Source organism: Epilithonimonas hispanica (assembly GCF_003385395.1).
Taxonomy (GTDB): domain Bacteria; phylum Bacteroidota; class Bacteroidia; order Flavobacteriales; family Weeksellaceae; genus Epilithonimonas; species Epilithonimonas hispanica.
Window position 1 is genome coordinate 77,073 of the sequence record NZ_QNUG01000002.1, and the last position, 17,701, is coordinate 94,773.

Sequence of the window (17,701 nt, forward strand, 5' to 3'; positions counted from 1 at the left end):
AAGGCTAAGTTAACTTCATAATTAATGAACAGAATAGCACAATTCTCCAAAAAAATAGTAAAATCCTACTTTTAAGATTCTTTATAATTTCATTAAGAAAAAATTATGCTTGGCTATATATCTAAAATTATTATATTTGAGAAACAAGATGTTATAAAAATCTTGACTAATGAATACAAATCATTTTCATCTTAACAAACCTAATCTGACGCAGGAAAACAAGCTGAACACTATGGTTGAAAATCAAACCAAATTCAGTTTAAATAATTGTGAATTCAGTATCTATGAAACACATCAGAGTGCATATAACGTGAAATTGCACTTTGAACATTTGGCGTTTACAGGAATGTTGAGAGGAAAAAAATGGATGAAACTCCAGAATAAGAGTAATTACTTCGAATATCTGCCTGGAGAAAGTGTTTTGGTTGCACCCGGAGAGACAATGGTAATTGATTTTCCTGATGCCGATAAAGATGCTTCGCAATGTATTTCGTTAACTTTGAATCCAGAATTTGTACAGGAATCGCTTGACCTTTTGAATTTCAATGCAAAAAAAGTGGACGATTCTTCGCAATGGAATATTTCTTTGGAAGAATTTTATTTGCTAAATAGTAAAGCTTTGGCTTCTGCTACCAACAATATTATGAGAATTGCGATGGATGATAATTCTTATAAAGATGTGATTGCTGATTTTGCTTTGAAGGAACTTTTGATAAGATTAATGCAGACTCAGGCGAGAAATCTTGTTGAAAAAAATACGTTGAAAAACAAATCTAGAATTGGGTTTGTTGCAGATTACATCAAGAAAAATCTTCATCAGAAATTATCCATTGATGTGATTGCGAAAATGGCTTATGTCAGCAAGTCAAATTTCTTCAAAATGTTTAAAGAAGAATTGGGGATTTCGCCAAATGAATTCATCATTCAAGAAAGAATCAAGAGAGCAAAAGAAATGTTGATGCATAATAATTCGGTGAATGAAGTGGCTTTCAGCACCGGATTTTCGGACACCAATTATTTTATCCGAGTTTTCAAACAAATGGAAGGTGTAACGCCGAAAATCTTTCAGAACAAAAAATTAATTTGAGTTAAATAGTTAGTTATAGATATTTTCAAAAAGAAGACGAGCAAATAATTACTTGCTCGTCTTTGATTTTATATTGAACCACATAGGCACATAAGATTTAATGAAAATTTACTTTTATGTAAAAGAATAAATAGTCAATAGTCTATATTTTCTATTTATTTCTTTAATTGTAGAAATATGTGCCTATGTGGTTAATCAATTTTTACTTCTGATAAGAATAATATCTTGCACCTTTCAGAACCGGACTTTCTTTTTCAACTCTTGTCAATCCAAATCCTTTATAATTAGGATTAACAGAAGAATCCAACTGTTTACGGTGCAATTTTTCATAAGTGTCGAAATCAATTGCTAATCTCTTTGTCAGATTTTCGAACAGATTCCATTTTTCCACGACAGATTTCCATTCAGGAGAGATTTTCCCTACAAAAACTTTTGATTTGGAACCACTTCCGTAAGCCAAGAAACCAATTTCTTTCTCCGTCAAATCTTCATTTTCGTTAAACGAAGTTTGTAGTGCAGACAACAGCGCCATAAAAATAGAAGCCGTGTACATATTGCCGATTTCAGAAGAAGCCCTTTGAGATTTTTCAATTTTTTCATTAATGAACTTGATATAATCTTCAGATTTAGCAATGGATTTTTGCTTCTCGGCATCAGAAAAATCAAGATTATTTTCTAAACTATAAATCTCGGTGAAAACCCTTTTCCCGTGAAACGCATAAGGCAAATGGAAAATCAAATATCTCCACTCTTCATAAGGTCTAATTGTGAAAGTCTGTTCTTTATAATGCTGATAAGCTTCACGGATTCTATCTTGATAACAAACATTAGAATATTGACCGTCGAAAACAGGTTCGTCTGTAAACACTTCGATTTTATCAGGATAATTTTCCGGCGCAGAATTAAATTCAGATTTTGAATGATGACGTCTCGGTTTGAAGAAATCGAAAACACTTTCTGTTGCAACGCCCCAATTATTATCAATCTCAATCAATTTTGGATTCGCAGAAACCAATAAAGCCACTGCACCTCCACCTTGCGTATATTCTCCAGAAGAAGCCAATTCATATTTTGCATAATCACTTGCAATCACAACCGCTTTTTTAGTAGGATTTGCTCTTACAAAATCTAGTGAATTATGAAGCGCATCAACGGCTCCAACGCAGGCAAAAGTCATATCGACCACATCGCAGTTTTTAAAACTTCTTTCCCCAAATTCGTCACTTAGAAATTCTTCTACCATTTGAACGGCATAAGTTGCTGTTGGTTTTGCGGCATCCAAAGCACTTTCAGTTCCAAGGTAAACTCTGGAAATCTCTTTCGGATTGATGTTATAATCTTGAATCAATTTTAGTAAAGCTTCCGCCGCAAAAGTCGCTGCATCCTCGTGAACATCGGGCAAAGCCATTTTGTGTAAGCCCAAACCTTTTTCCAATTTTGCCGGTTCTATTCCTCTTTTCTCAGCAAGGTCTTTGATTTCTAAATATAAAGAAGGCACATAAAAGCTGGCCGCATCAACTCCAAATTTCGTCATTTTAAAAATTTTAAGACACGAATTTAGGGCTTTTTTGGCGGATTTTGGGTGTGAATTAGGGAGAAAATTTTGGAATCTGTTAAATGTTTTTAATTATTGAAACCTAAAATTAATATCAACTTTTAAAACGTGGAATCTTATGCAGCCCGACTTGAGTGGAGCTCTTTTTCTTTTTTTGTAAAAAAGAAAAAAGCGGGAACGGAAGGCGGATTAAGCTGCCCAAACCTAACAAAGAGGTTCGATACAGTCAAATAAAAAACCTCGCTGTTAAAAAACAAACGAGGTTCTCTTCATATCAAAACAAAATCAAATTTCTAATTAAATAAGGCTTTCATCGTGCTGTGACAAATCCAGACCAATACTTTCCGAATCTTCTGTAACTCTCAACGGAATTATCATATCCGTCAATTTGTATAAAATCAACGCACCTAAAAATGTAAACGCCGACACCAAAACCAAAGCCATCATATGATGCGCAAATACTTCGAATCCACCGTGAAGAAGACTTGCATTTTCGCCTTGAGCTAAGATTGCCGTCAGAATCATTCCCATAATTCCGCCAACACCGTGGCAAGCAAAAACATCCAAAGTATCATCTACTTTTTTCAGTCGTTTCCAATTGCACATCAAGTTTGAAACAATTGCAGAAATAAATCCGATGAAAACGGCGTGAGGAATCGTTACAAAACCTGCAGCAGGCGTAATCGCAACCAATCCGACAACAGCTCCAATACAAGCGCCTAAAGCAGAAACTTTGCGCCCATTGACTCTATCAAAGAAAATCCAAGATAGCATTGCTGTTCCTGATGCAATAGTAGTTGTTCCAAATGCCATTGCCGCAGTTGCATTAGCCGACAAAGCTGAACCAGCATTGAAACCAAACCAGCCAAACCAAAGCATTCCTGTTCCCAATATTACAAACGGAATATTAGAAGGTTCGTGATGTGGATTCTTTCTTTTTCCAATCATCATTGCTCCGGCCAAAGCAGCGAATCCTGCACTCATATGAACCACAGTTCCACCCGCAAAATCCTTCACTCCGAAATATTTATTCAACAATCCGTCCGGATGCCAAACCATATGACAAAGCGGTGTGTAAATAATTAAATGAAACAAAACCATAAATAATAAGTAAGAAATAAACCTTACTCGTTCCGCAAATGAACCTGTTATCAAAGCCGGTGTAATGACCGCAAATTTCATTTGAAACAACGCAAACAAAACAAACGGAATAGTAGAAGCCATTTGACTGTGAGGCAAAACTCCAACGTTGTTAAAAAATAAATATGATGTTGGATTTCCAATGAGTCCATAATGTTCACCATTAATTGTAATCCCAATCGAATCTCCAAATGACAAACTGAATCCTACAACAACCCAAACAATGCTAATCACACCCAATGCAATGAAACTCTGCAACATTGTTGAAATCATATTTTTTTTCCCGACCATTCCGCCGTAAAAAAAGGAAAGTCCAGGTGTCATCAATAAAACCAAACCGGAAGAAGCAAGAATCCAAGCGACATCCGAACCTACAATACTATCTTCTCCAAGAAAAGTTCCGGGTTTTGGTAAAGAAGTCTGCTCCGGCCAGAAAAGTGCAACAATTGAAACCATACTAATTATCACGAATGATATTATCCAGCGTTTTTCAATTTTCATATTTTAAAATTTTAACCCTGCAAATATAAAGGGTTAATTTGAATTAATTGTAAAAAATTAAAACACAAACCCCTAATTTTTTATTATTAAAAATAAAATTTAATCAAATTAAACAACTCGTAAAGTTCGAAAATAATCAGGCATTAGTTTTGATATATTATCAATAAAAATAAATTATGAGACCAGATATTCCAAAACCAGACAGCGAAACCAACAAAGGTCCAATGATGGCAATTATTATTATTGTCGTTTTATTCCTTTTAGGATATTTTGTTTATATGATGTTTATCCCACAACAAGTGGAACAGATGAACCAAACGGACAAAGTACAGCCTACTGAACAAACAATAAATGACTCCATCTAGGAGTCATTTATATTTATCAATCGAACATTATTTTCTTAATGAATATGTTTCTCAGCGTGATAAGAACTTCTTACCAAAGGTGAGCTTTCCACGTGACGGAATCCTAAGCTTCTTGCAAAATCTCCGAATTCATCAAATTCTTCCGGCGTAATAAAGCTTTTCACAGGAAGATGTTTTTTAGTTGGCTGAAGATATTGCCCAAGCGTAATCACATCTACATTGGCATTTCTGATATCCTCAATTGTTTGGAAAACCTCATCTTTAGTTTCTCCCAAGCCAAGCATTACTCCAGTTTTTGTACGGTTTTGTCCTGCTTCTTTTAGATATCTAAGAACATCTAAACTACGTTCGTACTTTGCTTGAATTCTCACTTCTCTTGTCAAACGTTTTACGGTTTCCATATTGTGGGAAATCACTTCCGGAGCTACTTCTACCAATCTGTCAAGATGTTTTGTCACGCCTTGAAAATCTGGAATCAGAGTTTCCATCGTTGTTCCCGGAGAAATTCTACGAACCGCATTTACCGTTTCAGCCCAAAGAATCGAACCCATATCTTTCAAATCATCTCTGTCAACCGAAGTCAAAACCGCGTGTTTGATTTTCATTAATTTGATAGAACGTGCTACTTTTTCCGGCTCGTCCCAATTCACATCCATTGGTTTTCCGGTTTTCACACCGCAGAAACCACAACTTCTGGTACAGATATTTCCCAGAATCATAAAGGTTGCTGTTCCTTCGCCCCAACATTCACCCATATTTGGACAGCTTCCACTTTGGCAAATTGTGTTCAGTTTATATTTATCAACCAAATTTCTAAGTTCTCGGTAATTCTTACCTGTTGGCAATTTTACACGAATCCATTTGGGTTTTTGAGTCAATGTTTCTTCCATTCTGATTTTCTAAAATTAAAAATCCGTTTCGTCTTCTTTTAATAATTCGGCCAAGATTTTCTTAGCTCTCATTATTCTTACTTTTGTGTTGGCAACGGAAAGATTGAGTTCTTCCGCTATTTCTTTGATGCTTTTTTCCTCAAAAAATCTCAATCTGATGATATCCTGATTTTTAGCATCCATTGTTTCTATGATTTTGATAATCTTTTGCTGGTCTTCTTCAGAAATCAATAATTCCTCGGGTGACCTTGTAAATTCGTTCTTTACATTTTCCAATCCGTCGCTTGCATCTTCGTTTTCTCGGCTTTTTCTTCTCCAGAAATCGATGATTGTATTTTGAGCAATTGTCAAAATCCAAGTCTTGAATTGAAAATTAGGGTCAAATAAATCCAGCTTGTTAAGAACTTTTGAAAATACCGAAACCGTGATTTCATCTGCATCATTTTCATCCTTCACTCTGTTCATCACAAAAGAAAAAACATCAACCCAAAACAGGTTAATCAATTGTGTTTGAGCTTTTTGATTCTTATCTCTAGCCTTTATGATAAGAGCGAGTAACTGGTCTTCTTTCATTTTTCAAAGAACAAAGATAGCTATATATTATTAAAAAATATGAATATCAAGAGATTGAGAATTTCTATTATTTTGAATGGAATTCTTTTGAGATTTAGAGTGAATTTAAATAACAAATATCAAGGCTGAATTATTTTAAAAGAAGTATTTTTACTGGCTTGATTCTGGAATAGAAAAATCACAATAAACAATTAAATATCAGACAAATAAATAATGAAATTTTATAAATATCAAGGTACAGGAAATGATTTTGTAATGATCGACAACCGTTTAGGAGAATGGGACGACTTATCTATCGAGAACATACAAAAGCTTTGTGACCGCAGATTTGGGATTGGCGCAGACGGATTAATTAAAATCAATTCGACAGAAAGTGTTGATTTTGAAGTGGATTATTACAATTCCGACGGTTCCAAAAGTTTCTGTGGAAATGGCGCACGTTGTTCTGTCGCATTTGCTCATTTCTTAGATATTATCGAGGATAAAACCACTTTCACTGCGATTGACGGAATCCACGAAGCAGAAATCAAAAATGGAATCGTTAAATTGAAAATGGGCGATGTAAAATCCATTGATACAGACGGAAATGATTTTGTTTTGAATACAGGTTCGCCACATTATGTTAAGTACGTTGAAATGTTAAATAATTATAATGTTTACAAAATTGGTAACGAAATCCGAAATTCTGAAACTTATAAGAAAGAAGGAATCAATGTGAATTTTGTTGAGAAATTGTCTGATAAAGAACTTTTTGTAAGAACTTATGAACGTGGTGTTGAAGATGAAACTTACAGCTGTGGAACGGGAGTTACAGCTGCAGCTTTAACTTTTATGAAAAATAACAATCAAAAGTTTGTTGAAATTAAAGTTATGGGCGGACAGCTGAAAGTTTATGCTGAGAAAGATGGAGAAGGATTCAAAAACATTTGGTTAGAAGGTCCTGCTGTTCAGGTTTTTAAAGGAGATATTAATCTAGACAAAGCCTGATATTTTAAAGTTATGAAAAAAACAATTCTTATCATTTTTGTTGTTATTATCGCAATCCTTGGTTTCTTTGGGTTGAGATTTTATAATAAATATCTTGGAAACAATGTGGAAAAAGAAGGTTTTGTCTTGATTCCGCATCATTCGAGTTATAAGCAGATTTTGGATTCAATCTCCCCTTTCATCAAAAACAAAGACAATTTTACAAGTATTGCTGACGATAAAAATCTGAAAGAAAATTTCAAAGCCGGACGTTACGAAATCAAATCAGGAATGAACAACCGAGAAATCACCAATATGATTATCGCTGGAAATCAAACTCCGAATTCTTTCAGAATTAAAGACTTTGATGACGTTTATCAAATGATTGGACGCGTGACCAAGAAAACAGAAATTGATTCTTTGAAATTTGTTAAAAAACTTAACGAAATAGCGATTAATAAAGGCTACAAAAACGCTGAAGACCTAAAAAAATATTTCTTCAATAATACTTATGATTTTTTCTGGACCGTAACGCCTAAAGAATTCTTTGATAAATTCGAAAATGATTATAAGGATTTTTGGACTGCTGACAGAATCGAGAAGGAAAAAAAATCAGGATTAACAAGAGACCAGATTTACGCATTAGCTTCAATTGTTTATAAAGAATCTGGCGGAAAACCTGACGAACAAAGAACAATCGCAGGATTATATCTCAATCGCTATAAAAAAGGAATGAAGTTGCAAAGTGACCCAACGGTAATCTACGCAGTGAACAAAGCGAGTAATTTCACTCAACAAATCAAGAGAGTTTATTACAAACATCTGAAAGAGCCTTCTCCATATAATACTTATGCGAACAAAGGAATCCCACCAGGACCGATTTGTATTGTTGATAAAAACTCTATAGATGCGGTTTTGGAAGCGGAAAACCATAATTACATTTTTATGTGTGCCGATCCTGCGAGATTCGGTTATCATAAATTCACAGATAATGATGCTGAACACGCCAAGAATGCAAAAGCCTATCAGGACTGGCTGAACAGCAAACAAATAAAATAATAAAGAGCAAAAAGCGAAAAATAAACTAGAATGGAACGAACGGAAATTGTAAGTGTATTTCAGAAACGAATCTTTGGACTGGCATTAACTATCGGAGCCGCAAGTTTTGTAATAGCACAACAAAAAGTGACTATTTCTGGAAACGTAAAAGATGCAAATGGCGGAGTTGGATACGCATCGATAACTTTCAGAAATCAACAAAATTCACAATTGGATGATGCCGCATTAGCAGATGTGGACGGGAACTATAAAGTGGATCTAGCTCCAGGAAACTACGATGTGAACATTGAAGCGGTTGACTATAAAAAATTCACCCAAACAATCCAAGTGGAGAAAGCTGGTGCAATTGCGCCATTCGTTATTGTTTCCGACGGAAAAGCAAATCTGAACAACACAACAGATATACAGGGAGTTACAATTACTGCTACTTCAACAAAACCTTATAAAGTAGAACTTGACAAAAAAACTTATGACCCTTCGCAAGACTTGGTAAGCAAAGGTGGAAGTTTGCAAGATGTTTTATCTAACGTCCCTTCCGTTTCGGTAGATACAGATGGAACAGTTTCTATGAGAGGAAGTTCTAATGTAAGATTTTTGATCAATGGAAAGCCGTCTGCACTTCTTGGAATAGATGATGGCGCCAATGCTTTACAAAGTATCCCGGCAGATCAGATCGAGAAAATAGAAGTGATCACGAATCCTTCTTCGAAATTCGAAGCAAGCGGAACTGCTGGTATCCTTAATATCATTCTTAAGAAAAATAAAAAAACAGGCTTCAATGGTAGTGTAATTGGCACTTTAGGATATCTTCCTCAAACTAATCTTAATACAAGTCTTAGTTGGAGAAAAGGAAATTTTTCCTGGTTTTTGAACGGTGGCGGCGGTTACAGAGAATCTAAAAATACCAATAGAAATGACAATTACTACAACAATGTTACTACTATTGGGGACGAAACAGAATCTCACCAAAATTCTGAAATAAAGAATAAAAACAGCAATTACAACGCTACTGCAGGGATTGTCTATGACATAACTGAGAAAACATCTGTTAATGCATCTGGAACCGTAAGAACTTTTGAAAGTGATAACGTTGGTAATATTGATTATAATTATCTGTTATTCAATGCGCCAAATACTTACACGTTGAGAAATACTACCGGAAATAATAATAATCTTGCGTTTCAAGGAGATTTTGGCCTAGATCACAAATTTGATGACAAAGGGCAGAATCTATCATTATCCCTGAGTTTACAAAGAAACCGCTCCAACAACAATACAAACATCAAAGAATATGATGATTATAGTACTGTAACATCTCTACAAAACCTCATCAATCAAAGAACTGTCAATAAAAATATTGTTGCAAAAGCGGATTACGAATTACCAATTGGTGAAATTTCAAAATTAGAGGCCGGCTATCGTTTAGATTCCAACAGCAATAGTTATGACAATAACGTTTTGGAAAGCACAACTGCATTCCCTACTTTGAGAAATCTGGGACTTTATACTTATGATGCTCAATACAAAGAATTGTTCAACGCATTTTATGTACAATTTAAAAGTAAAATTGGCAAAGTAGGTTATCAGTTAGGCCTGAGAGATGAGATATCCAACGTAACGATAGATTATCAAAATCTTTTAACACCAGGATCCATAGGTTACACAGAGCCTGTTGTTGACAGAAAGAAGAATTATAATAACCTGTTCCCAAGTGTATTCTTAAGCTACGAGTTTGCCAAAGACAATCAACTATTAGTTAATTATACAAGAAGGATTGACAGACCAAGAGGTTTCTTCTTGATTCCGAATCCTAGCTACAATGATAACCAAAACATCTTTGATGGAAATATAGACCTTAATCCTTCCTATGTAGATTCTTACGAGGTAGGTTACAGTATTTCTAAAAAGAAATTCACTATCAACCCAACTCTATATTACAGACATCAAGAAGATGATGTAAAAATGTTGGTTTACAATACAAAAGAAAGTTATGAGGTGACTCCAGATGTGTTTAAAGACAGAATTGTTTTCCACACAAAACCAATCAATTTGGGGACTGATGATAGATTTGGTTTAGACCTTAACTTCAATTGGGATGCAACAAGCTGGTTAAAATTTATGGGTAACGTAGATGTATTTGGCTACAATACCAAAGGTAGTACGCTTTACCAAACTTTAGATAAAGATGGTAATGAAATTACCGACACGGCCAATTTCACAGGTAATGGGGTTTCTACCAGATCAAGGCTGACCACTACTTTCAAAGTTGACAAAACTCTTAACTTTCAGGTGCAAGGGTTTTTCAGAGGTGGACAAAAAACAGAATATCAACATAGAAAAGATATGTATGCTATTAACTTTGGTGCATCTAAAACTATTTGGAATGGAAATGGTACCATTGCTTTCAATATCCAGGATGTCTTCAATACCAGAGCAATGCAGTCTACCACTTATACCGCGAACAGCGTGAGAGATTCCTATATGCAATGGCAACCTAGACAATTCACAATGTCATTAACCTACAGATTCAAGCAAGGAGAAAAAGTTGAACAACCTAAACGTAAAAAAGATATCAACTCGAATGCATCTGGCGACGACCAACAGGGACCAATGTAATAATTCATCCGAAGAATGTAAAATTCAAAGAGGCTGTCTCAAAAGGACAGCCTCTTATTTTCATAGATATATAAATAGATTGTGATCAACACTGTTATTCTATAAAAAAATCCGTCTCGCTATAAAAACGAAACGGACTTTTTTAACAATTATAATTTTAAAGGTCTATTTCTTTTGTTCTTTCAACTCTTCTTTGTCTTTGTCAGAAGGATTCCAAACTTTAACCTCAGCATTTTTATCAATCCCGGAACGGATTTGAACATTGATTCCATCACTAGAACCTAGCTTAACATATACTTTTTTGAAACCACCATTCGGTTGTTTTACTTCTACAAAAGCTTTGTTATTTCCCTTTTCATATTGAATAAGAGACTCATCCAAAAGTAATGCATTTTTCTGAGAACTCAATAATATTTCTCCATTTGCACTGAATCCGGCTCTGATGTATTCTCCGGTTTTGTTGAAAACATCGCCTTCTACCGCGAATTTTATCGTTCCGCTTTCCTCAGTTCCTTTTGGCGCAATCAAGGTTAATTTTCCTGGGAAAGATTTATTTTGAAGAGCACCGATTACGACGCTCATATCCATCCCTTGCTTCAATTTTCCAGCCTGAGCTTCATCGATATCACCTTTAAAAATCAATGAATTAAGGTCTGCGATAGAACAAATCGTAGTTCCCGCATTGAAAGAGTTAGCCTCGATTACCTGACTACCCACTTTCACAGGAATTTCCAAAACAGTTCCAGCCGCTTTAGCACGAATCTGAGTCGTTGCCATACTTTGTAATTCCGGAGTTGCTCCTGTTCTTACGATTTGTAATTGTTTCTGAGCGGCATTCAGTTGTTGAACAGCTAGCTTTTGTTGTTGGATTGTAGTTTGCAATTGTTGCTCAGCTGTGATATATTCTTGTTTAGAAATCACACCTTGCTTGTACAACTTCGCTTGCATCTCGTATTGTTTCTGCTGATTATCAACGTTTACTTTTGCATTAGCTAACTGAATCTGAGTATTATTAACCTGCATTGTTGCGTTGTTCACTTCCGTAATATTAGGCACAATTCTGATTGTCGCCAACAATTGTCCGGCTTCCACTTTATCTCCTTCATCTACATTGATACTTTGGATGATTCCGGCAATGTTTGGTTTGATTTCGATTTCTTCACGAGGTTCTATTTTCCCTGTCGCCATTACTTTGTCATCCAAGTTTTTGATGCTTGGTTTTCTAGTAAGGAAGACTTCGTTCTCAGCTGAATTGGACTTGATAAGATAACCGATTCCGCCAACAAAAGCCAGCACAAAAATAATTCCCAAAATGATGGTCATCAATTTTTTGAATGTAAATTTCTTTTTTTCTTTTTCCATTATATAGAAATATAGTTTGTTTATTATTAATTTTTATTCAGTTCTTAATGCTTCGATTGGTTTGATTTTTACCGCTCGTTGTGCCGGAATCAATCCGATTACCAAGCCTAGGAAAATCATTATTCCCATTGCAGAAAAGACATTCCCGTAATCTACAGTTGGATTACTGAAAGGGAAAGCATCATTGTTCATTGTTGCAATATTTAGAATGATCAAAAGAAAAATTCCTGATAAAAATCCTAACAATCCTGATGATAAAGTAATCACCACACTTTCCAACAAAATCTGATTTCTAACTTCTGCCGGTTTTGCACCCAAAGCTCTTCTGATACCTATTTCTTTGGTTCTTTCTTTTACTGTAATTAATAAAATATTAGAAATAGCGATAACACCTGCTAGGATTGTCAATGTTCCTACAACTATTGTCAGTAACTGCATTCCTGTAAGAAATCCTGTTACCTTTTTGAATTCTTTAGCGAGGTTAAAAGTCCCAAAAGCATTAGTATCTTCTGGTGAAACGTGATTGATTTTTTTCAATTCATCTTTCACTTTTGTTTCAATTATTGCAGCTTCTGCATTGGGTTTACCAACGATAGCCATAAAGCCAATTTTATCTCCTTCATTGTACATCCCAGAATAAGTTGAAAACGGAATATACGCACCATTATCACTTTCCATCCCTCCACCTCTTGGAACTCTGAAAACACCTATAACATTGAAAAATATACCTTTCAGATTGACTGATTTACCAATCGGATTTTCATTTTTTTTGGCATCAAATAGATTTTTATAAATCTCCTCTCCTATTACAATTACTTTCTTTTTCCCTTGGATATCCGCATCATTGATAAATCTTCCGAACAATAATTTCTTCTTAGAAATCTGATTACCTACAGGAAAATCTCCGGTAATCATATACGTATTTTTCTTTCCGTTTCTGGAGATCTGTTCGCCAGCAGTTCCAAAATTACCTCTCACACTCTGAGGAGAGATATAATCTACTTCCGGAATCTTCTTCGTAATGTAATCTATATCTTTCAGATGGAGATCCATTTTTCTACCTTTTGCAAAGCCCTCGTAAGGGATATTGGTACTTTGTGGCCAAAGAAATATTGAGTTGGTTGCAAAGCCTGAAAATAACTTATTAAAACCATTCTCCATACCTTTTGCCGCACCTAATAAACTCACATACAAAAACATTCCCCAACCTACGCCTATCATTGTAAGAAACGTTCTGAGCTTATTATTCCGAAGGGAGTAATAAATTTCTTGCCAAGTATCTCTTTTGAAAAGTATATTCATTTTAGTTGATAGTTGATGGTTTTTAGTTGATAGTTTAGGATTCTTTTATCTTTATTCTTGTTTCTTTTAATCTGTCCTAAGTGCTTCGATTGGTTTGATTTTCGAAGCTTTATAAGCCGGAACAAATCCTGCAATAGCGCCGGAAAGCACCAAACAGAAGAATGCAGCAGCAATTAATCCCCAGCCTACTGATGGCTCTGTGATGAAGAAATCTTCTAGGTTATTCCCAATTAATTTCAAAGCCAAAACACCTAACCCTACTCCAACGAATCCAGAAATCACAGTAATCACAATACTTTCTTGTAAAATCAAAGCTACAATTCCTGCTGGTTTTGCACCAATTGCTTTTCTTACACCAATTTCCTTAGTTCTTTCTTTGATGATGTAAACCATTATATTACTGATTCCAATGATTCCCGCCAACAAAGTTCCAAGCCCAATAAACCCAACAACAGCAGTAATTACGAACAAGAAGGCAAAAGAATCTTGCGTGTTTTTCGCATTATTACTTACTCTAATTCCTTGTTGGTCATCTGGAGAAATCTGATGTCTCGCTCTAATATTTTTCTCTAATTGATCTCCGTATTTCACACCTTCATCCGGCGTCATAGTTGGATTATAAGAAAGCATTACTGTACTGATTGTGTCAGAACTTTTCTTCATCTGCTGCAATGTATGAAGCGGAATAGAAATATGTCGCTCGTCCCAATCACCACCTGGATCAGAGAAAACGCCAACAACTTTGAACATCGTTCCATTGATTTCCAAATCTTTTCCAATAGGATTTCCATCACGGATTAGATCTCGCCAAACCATTCTTCCAATGGATGCCACATTTTGTTTCAGTTCGTTATCTCTTTCGTTGATATAACGTCCGTCAATCATTGTTCTGTTTTCAAGAAATTTTTCGTCTCCCAAAACTCCATTGATTTGATAACTGCCACTTTCCTTACCATATTTAACCGTAAGACTGGTTGTATATCTTGGCGAAGCATATTCTAATTTACCTTTGCTTTCTTTCACAATCGCATCAAAATCATCATTATTAAAAGTAATGGTTCTATCAGATTGCAAACCTGCGTAAGGAATAGTAGTTTTCCCACCCCAAACCATTATCAGATTGGTTGCATCTCTTGTAAATGCTTTCGCAAATGAGTTATTAAGTCCGTTTCCAATTCCAAATAAAACAATGAAAATGAAAAGACCCAACGCAACCGTAAAACCAGAAAGCACCGTCCGCAATACATTACTGCGAATAGAACTAAATATCTCTTGCCAGCGGTCTAAATCAAACATTTTCTTTAATTATTATTGATGAATTGTTAATTATTATTTTTTGTCAGACTGAGGTTCTCTTCCAATTTGTCAGGCTGAGGCTCTCGAAGCCTTTATTATAATACGATTTGATTGATGAATTCATCACTTTCTATTCTGCCATCTTTCAGGACAACATTCCGTTTAGTTTGTGCTGCAACATCATTTTCGTGAGTTACTACAACAATTGTTTTTCCTTCGTTATTGATTTCCTGAAGCAGTTTCATTATGTCGTGAGTCGTTTTAGAATCCAACGCTCCGGTTGGTTCATCGGCAAGGATTAATTTCGGTTCAGAGATTAAGGCTCTTGCAATGGCAACTCTTTGTTTTTGTCCTCCGGAAAGTTCACTCGGAAGGTGTTCTGCCCATTCTTTTAATCCAACTTTCTCCAGATATTCCAAAGCTTTTTTGGTTCTTTCTTTTCTGGAAACATTTTGATAATATAATGGAAGTGCTACATTTTCCAGCGCAGTTTTATAATTAATCAAATTAAACGACTGAAAAATAAATCCAATGAAACGGCTTCTATATTCCGCCGCTTTTACTTCTGTAAGATGTTTGATGGGAACGCCGTCCAATTCATAAACACCATTATCAGCTTCATCCAATATTCCGATGATATTAAGCAAAGTCGATTTTCCGGAACCGGAACTTCCCATTATAGAAACAAACTCGCCTTGTTGAATGTTTAGGTTAATACCTTTCAGCACGTGAAGTTTGCTCTTACCTGTATCGTAAGATTTGTTGACATCTTCTATTTTCAGAATCGGATGAGACATTGTCTGGATTTTACATGATAAGTAATCGTGAGTTGATAAATGTTACACCAAAAAAAATAAAAACGCTAAAAAATGAAGAATAGATGGCAATTCTTTTATTACATTATATGCTATATTGAAGAGTTTAATGAACAAAAAAAATTTCCACGCTTGAAAAACAAATTTTTCTAACGTGGAAATTATATTTTCCTGCTTAGGAAAAAGAAGAGGGATGTTATTCTTTTTCGAATTTTAAGGTTTGTTGCATCTCCTTAAGTTTTTTCCCTGGTGTGAAGACCAGCTTTGTACTCCTAATAGCTGTGGCACTTACGTCCTTACTGGTATCTTTTCCGTCGCTGCTTACATTGAGCCTTAGGGATCCTAGTTCTCCCAAGCGCACTATCTGGCTATCGGATAACTCTTCTGTGATTACATCTACCATAGCATACAGTACGGCACGGATGTCTGCACCACTCACGGTGCTTATCTTTTCTATGCTTTTTGTAAGTTGTTCCAGATTCTTTTCTCCTGTGAAGACAGATGTTGCATAATATTTTTTCACACCACCACCTGCAACACCAGGTTGACCTTTTTCAATGACTTTGTACTTTACACTCATAATTTGTGTTTTTTAAAATTAATATTTAGTGATTTACATAATTTAAAAGTACAAATTATTTATATACAAAAACAAATTGTTAATTTTTTTCTAGCATATTTTTCAGCAAACTTATTTGTTGGTCTTTGCTTTTCAAGAGTTCTTCAAAAACATTTTTAGGAATGGTTATATATTGGCTATCGTCTGATTGATTTTGTAACACTGAATCTTGGAATTTCAAATTATCAATATCTTCTTTGATATCTTCTATTGGAACTTCTAAAACAGAAGAAATACGTCGCCATTCATCGTCAGAAATTGGTGAAAGTCCTTTTTCTTTTCGTGATAATGTTGTTTGCTCTACTCCTATTTGTTTAGCCAGTTTTTCTTGTGTATAGCCTTTAGTTTTTCTTACGGAAATTAGTTTTATTTGTATCAATATTATTTATGTTTTCTTTTGCAAAGATAAAGATTGTATTAAAAAATACACCGACTGACAAAGGACTTTAAGCCTTTTTAACATATGCTTAATATATGCGCATATTAAAATCCCATGAAAAATTCTGCCCTCTGTTGTATGATTTAAAATTTAACCACAATTTAGCAACCAAGAAAACACAAGTGCACGACATGTTATTTTTAGTGTAAACAACAAATAATTATTAATTTTTTTAAACATTAAAAAAATGAATTTAAAGAATTTAAATGTTCAGGAAATGAACATGCAAGAGTTAAAATCAACAGAAGGTGGGAAAGCCTTACCATGGCAAATTTCAATAGCCTTATGGGTTTACGACAACTGGGATGATATTACAAAAGGTAATCAACGATTTAAAGACACACATTAAAAATTAAAAAAAATGAAATTTACAGAATTAACACAGACCGAACTTAAAACGATTAATGGTGGTGGAAGAATTGCTGAAGCTGTAGGATATTACGGAACTGCTTTTTTCTATTATTTCCTTGGGTACAATAATAGAGAGGATATAGTTAAAAGTCCCTATTAATAAAACTTAAAAGAATAAGGCTGTTTTGATTTTAAAACAGCCTTATATAATACGAATTACCAAATGAAATTTGAGAAAAACGCCTATATACATGTTATCTTTTTTTCTATTATCAGTATTATTTACAGTATTATTTCGTCTGAAATTATAGAATATTTAAAAGTTGCTTCTAAAGTAAAGTTTATACCATTCAAAAATTTAATGCAGGAAATATTGCTAAGTTTAATTTTCGCTCCTATTATAGAAACATTATTTTTCCAGTTTACGGTTTACTACTTTATTTATTACATCAAAAAAAAAGTTCCAAATTTCACTTTAAAAAAAAATACATTTCTGCTACTTTACGTAATAACATCTGGTTTACTTTTTTCAATAAGTCATAGTTATTCTTTTTACTATATACTTTTAATGTTTATTCCAGGTGGAATTCTAGCTTACTCATTTTATTTTTTTAAAACAAAATTTACCTATCCCATTTTCTATACTTTCCTCATTCATTTCCTACATAATTTATTTGCATTCACTTGGAATAGAATGTAATAATTGCTTTTTTATAATGAATCATTCAAAATATAAATACATTTTTCTTTTTTTTGGTGTCATAT

General features: G+C 34.4%; 18 protein-coding genes. 8 read left to right on the forward strand and 10 right to left on the reverse strand.

Annotated features, from left to right (window positions below; translation table 11 throughout):
* Positions 1 to 169 precede the first annotated feature (169 nt).
* Complete coding sequence (locus tag DRF58_RS01100; protein ID WP_116031851.1) at positions 170 to 1,087, forward strand: helix-turn-helix domain-containing protein; 918 nt, start codon at positions 170 to 172, stop codon at positions 1,085 to 1,087.
* Positions 1,088 to 1,289: 202 nt separating this feature from the next.
* Here DRF58_RS01100 and DRF58_RS01105 read toward each other — a convergent pair whose 3' ends face one another.
* Both DRF58_RS01105 and DRF58_RS01110 read right to left on the reverse strand, forming a co-directional pair.
* Entirely contained in the window at positions 1,290 to 2,621 is a 1,332-nt protein-coding gene (locus DRF58_RS01105) for a hydroxymethylglutaryl-CoA synthase family protein (RefSeq protein WP_116031853.1), read from the reverse strand.
* Between the two features lie 318 nt (positions 2,622 to 2,939).
* Positions 2,940 to 4,283 carry an ammonium transporter gene (locus DRF58_RS01110; RefSeq protein ID WP_116031854.1) on the reverse strand — a complete coding sequence of 448 codons (1,344 nt, stop codon included), beginning with the start codon at positions 4,281 to 4,283 and terminating at the stop codon, positions 2,940 to 2,942.
* A gap of 176 nt (positions 4,284 to 4,459) precedes the next feature.
* Between DRF58_RS01110 and DRF58_RS01115 the strand changes: the two genes are divergently transcribed.
* Complete coding sequence (locus DRF58_RS01115) at positions 4,460 to 4,648, forward strand: hypothetical protein (RefSeq protein ID WP_116031857.1); 189 nt, start codon at positions 4,460 to 4,462, stop codon at positions 4,646 to 4,648.
* A 35-nt stretch (positions 4,649 to 4,683) separates the two neighbouring features.
* Here the strand turns inward: DRF58_RS01115 and lipA are convergent, their stop codons facing one another.
* Complete coding sequence (gene lipA, locus DRF58_RS01120) at positions 4,684 to 5,538, reverse strand: lipoyl synthase (protein ID WP_116031858.1); 855 nt, start codon at positions 5,536 to 5,538, stop codon at positions 4,684 to 4,686.
* A gap of 15 nt (positions 5,539 to 5,553) precedes the next feature.
* On the reverse strand, positions 5,554 to 6,111 hold the full coding sequence (locus tag DRF58_RS01125; RefSeq protein ID WP_116031861.1) for an RNA polymerase sigma factor: 558 nt from the start codon (positions 6,109 to 6,111) through the stop codon (positions 5,554 to 5,556).
* A gap of 213 nt (positions 6,112 to 6,324) precedes the next feature.
* Here DRF58_RS01125 and dapF point away from each other — a divergent pair, with 213 nt between their 5' ends.
* Genes dapF through DRF58_RS01140 form a run of 3 tightly spaced genes read left to right on the forward strand, consistent with a single transcriptional unit; the run spans position 6,325 to position 10,752 of the window.
* Entirely contained in the window at positions 6,325 to 7,098 is a 774-nt protein-coding gene (gene dapF / locus DRF58_RS01130) for a diaminopimelate epimerase (RefSeq protein WP_116031863.1), read from the forward strand.
* A 12-nt stretch (positions 7,099 to 7,110) separates the two neighbouring features.
* A complete protein-coding gene (gene mltG, locus DRF58_RS01135) occupies positions 7,111 to 8,136 on the forward strand; it encodes an endolytic transglycosylase MltG (protein ID WP_116031865.1) in 1,026 nt (341 codons plus the stop codon).
* Positions 8,137 to 8,166: 30 nt separating this feature from the next.
* Positions 8,167 to 10,752, forward strand: a complete 2,586-nt coding sequence (locus tag DRF58_RS01140) for a TonB-dependent receptor domain-containing protein (RefSeq protein WP_116031867.1) — start codon at positions 8,167 to 8,169, stop codon at positions 10,750 to 10,752.
* A gap of 165 nt (positions 10,753 to 10,917) precedes the next feature.
* Here the strand turns inward: DRF58_RS01140 and DRF58_RS01145 are convergent, their stop codons facing one another.
* From DRF58_RS01145 to DRF58_RS01170, 6 genes are all read right to left on the reverse strand, one after another.
* Positions 10,918 to 12,114: an efflux RND transporter periplasmic adaptor subunit gene (locus tag DRF58_RS01145; protein ID WP_116031870.1), complete on the reverse strand. Its 1,197-nt coding sequence runs from the start codon at positions 12,112 to 12,114 to the stop codon at positions 10,918 to 10,920.
* Positions 12,115 to 12,147: 33 nt separating this feature from the next.
* Positions 12,148 to 13,416 carry an ABC transporter permease gene (locus DRF58_RS01150; protein ID WP_185144524.1) on the reverse strand — a complete coding sequence of 423 codons (1,269 nt, stop codon included), beginning with the start codon at positions 13,414 to 13,416 and terminating at the stop codon, positions 12,148 to 12,150.
* A gap of 66 nt (positions 13,417 to 13,482) precedes the next feature.
* Positions 13,483 to 14,712, reverse strand: a complete 1,230-nt coding sequence (locus DRF58_RS01155; protein ID WP_116031874.1) for an ABC transporter permease — start codon at positions 14,710 to 14,712, stop codon at positions 13,483 to 13,485.
* Positions 14,713 to 14,807: 95 nt separating this feature from the next.
* Entirely contained in the window at positions 14,808 to 15,497 is a 690-nt protein-coding gene (locus tag DRF58_RS01160) for an ABC transporter ATP-binding protein (protein WP_116032012.1), read from the reverse strand.
* A gap of 226 nt (positions 15,498 to 15,723) precedes the next feature.
* Positions 15,724 to 16,107: an HU family DNA-binding protein gene (locus tag DRF58_RS01165; RefSeq protein WP_116031876.1), complete on the reverse strand. Its 384-nt coding sequence runs from the start codon at positions 16,105 to 16,107 to the stop codon at positions 15,724 to 15,726.
* 79 nt (positions 16,108 to 16,186) lie between these two features.
* The gene (locus tag DRF58_RS01170; protein WP_157966691.1) at positions 16,187 to 16,525 is read right to left on the reverse strand and encodes a helix-turn-helix transcriptional regulator; all 339 of its coding nucleotides are present in this window, start codon (positions 16,523 to 16,525) and stop codon (positions 16,187 to 16,189) included.
* 247 nt (positions 16,526 to 16,772) lie between these two features.
* Between DRF58_RS01170 and DRF58_RS01175 the strand changes: the two genes are divergently transcribed.
* From DRF58_RS01175 to DRF58_RS19075, 3 genes are all read left to right on the forward strand, one after another.
* Complete coding sequence (locus DRF58_RS01175; protein WP_116031881.1) at positions 16,773 to 16,934, forward strand: lactobin A/cerein 7B family class IIb bacteriocin; 162 nt, start codon at positions 16,773 to 16,775, stop codon at positions 16,932 to 16,934.
* Positions 16,935 to 16,946: 12 nt separating this feature from the next.
* Positions 16,947 to 17,096 (forward strand): bacteriocin, encoded by a 150-nt coding sequence (locus DRF58_RS01180; RefSeq protein ID WP_116031883.1) that lies wholly within the window; start codon positions 16,947 to 16,949, stop codon positions 17,094 to 17,096.
* Between the two features lie 201 nt (positions 17,097 to 17,297).
* Positions 17,298 to 17,636, forward strand: coding sequence for a CPBP family glutamic-type intramembrane protease (locus tag DRF58_RS19075; protein WP_394338491.1), 339 nt, complete (start codon positions 17,298 to 17,300; stop codon positions 17,634 to 17,636).
* Positions 17,637 to 17,701: the final 65 nt, after the last annotated feature.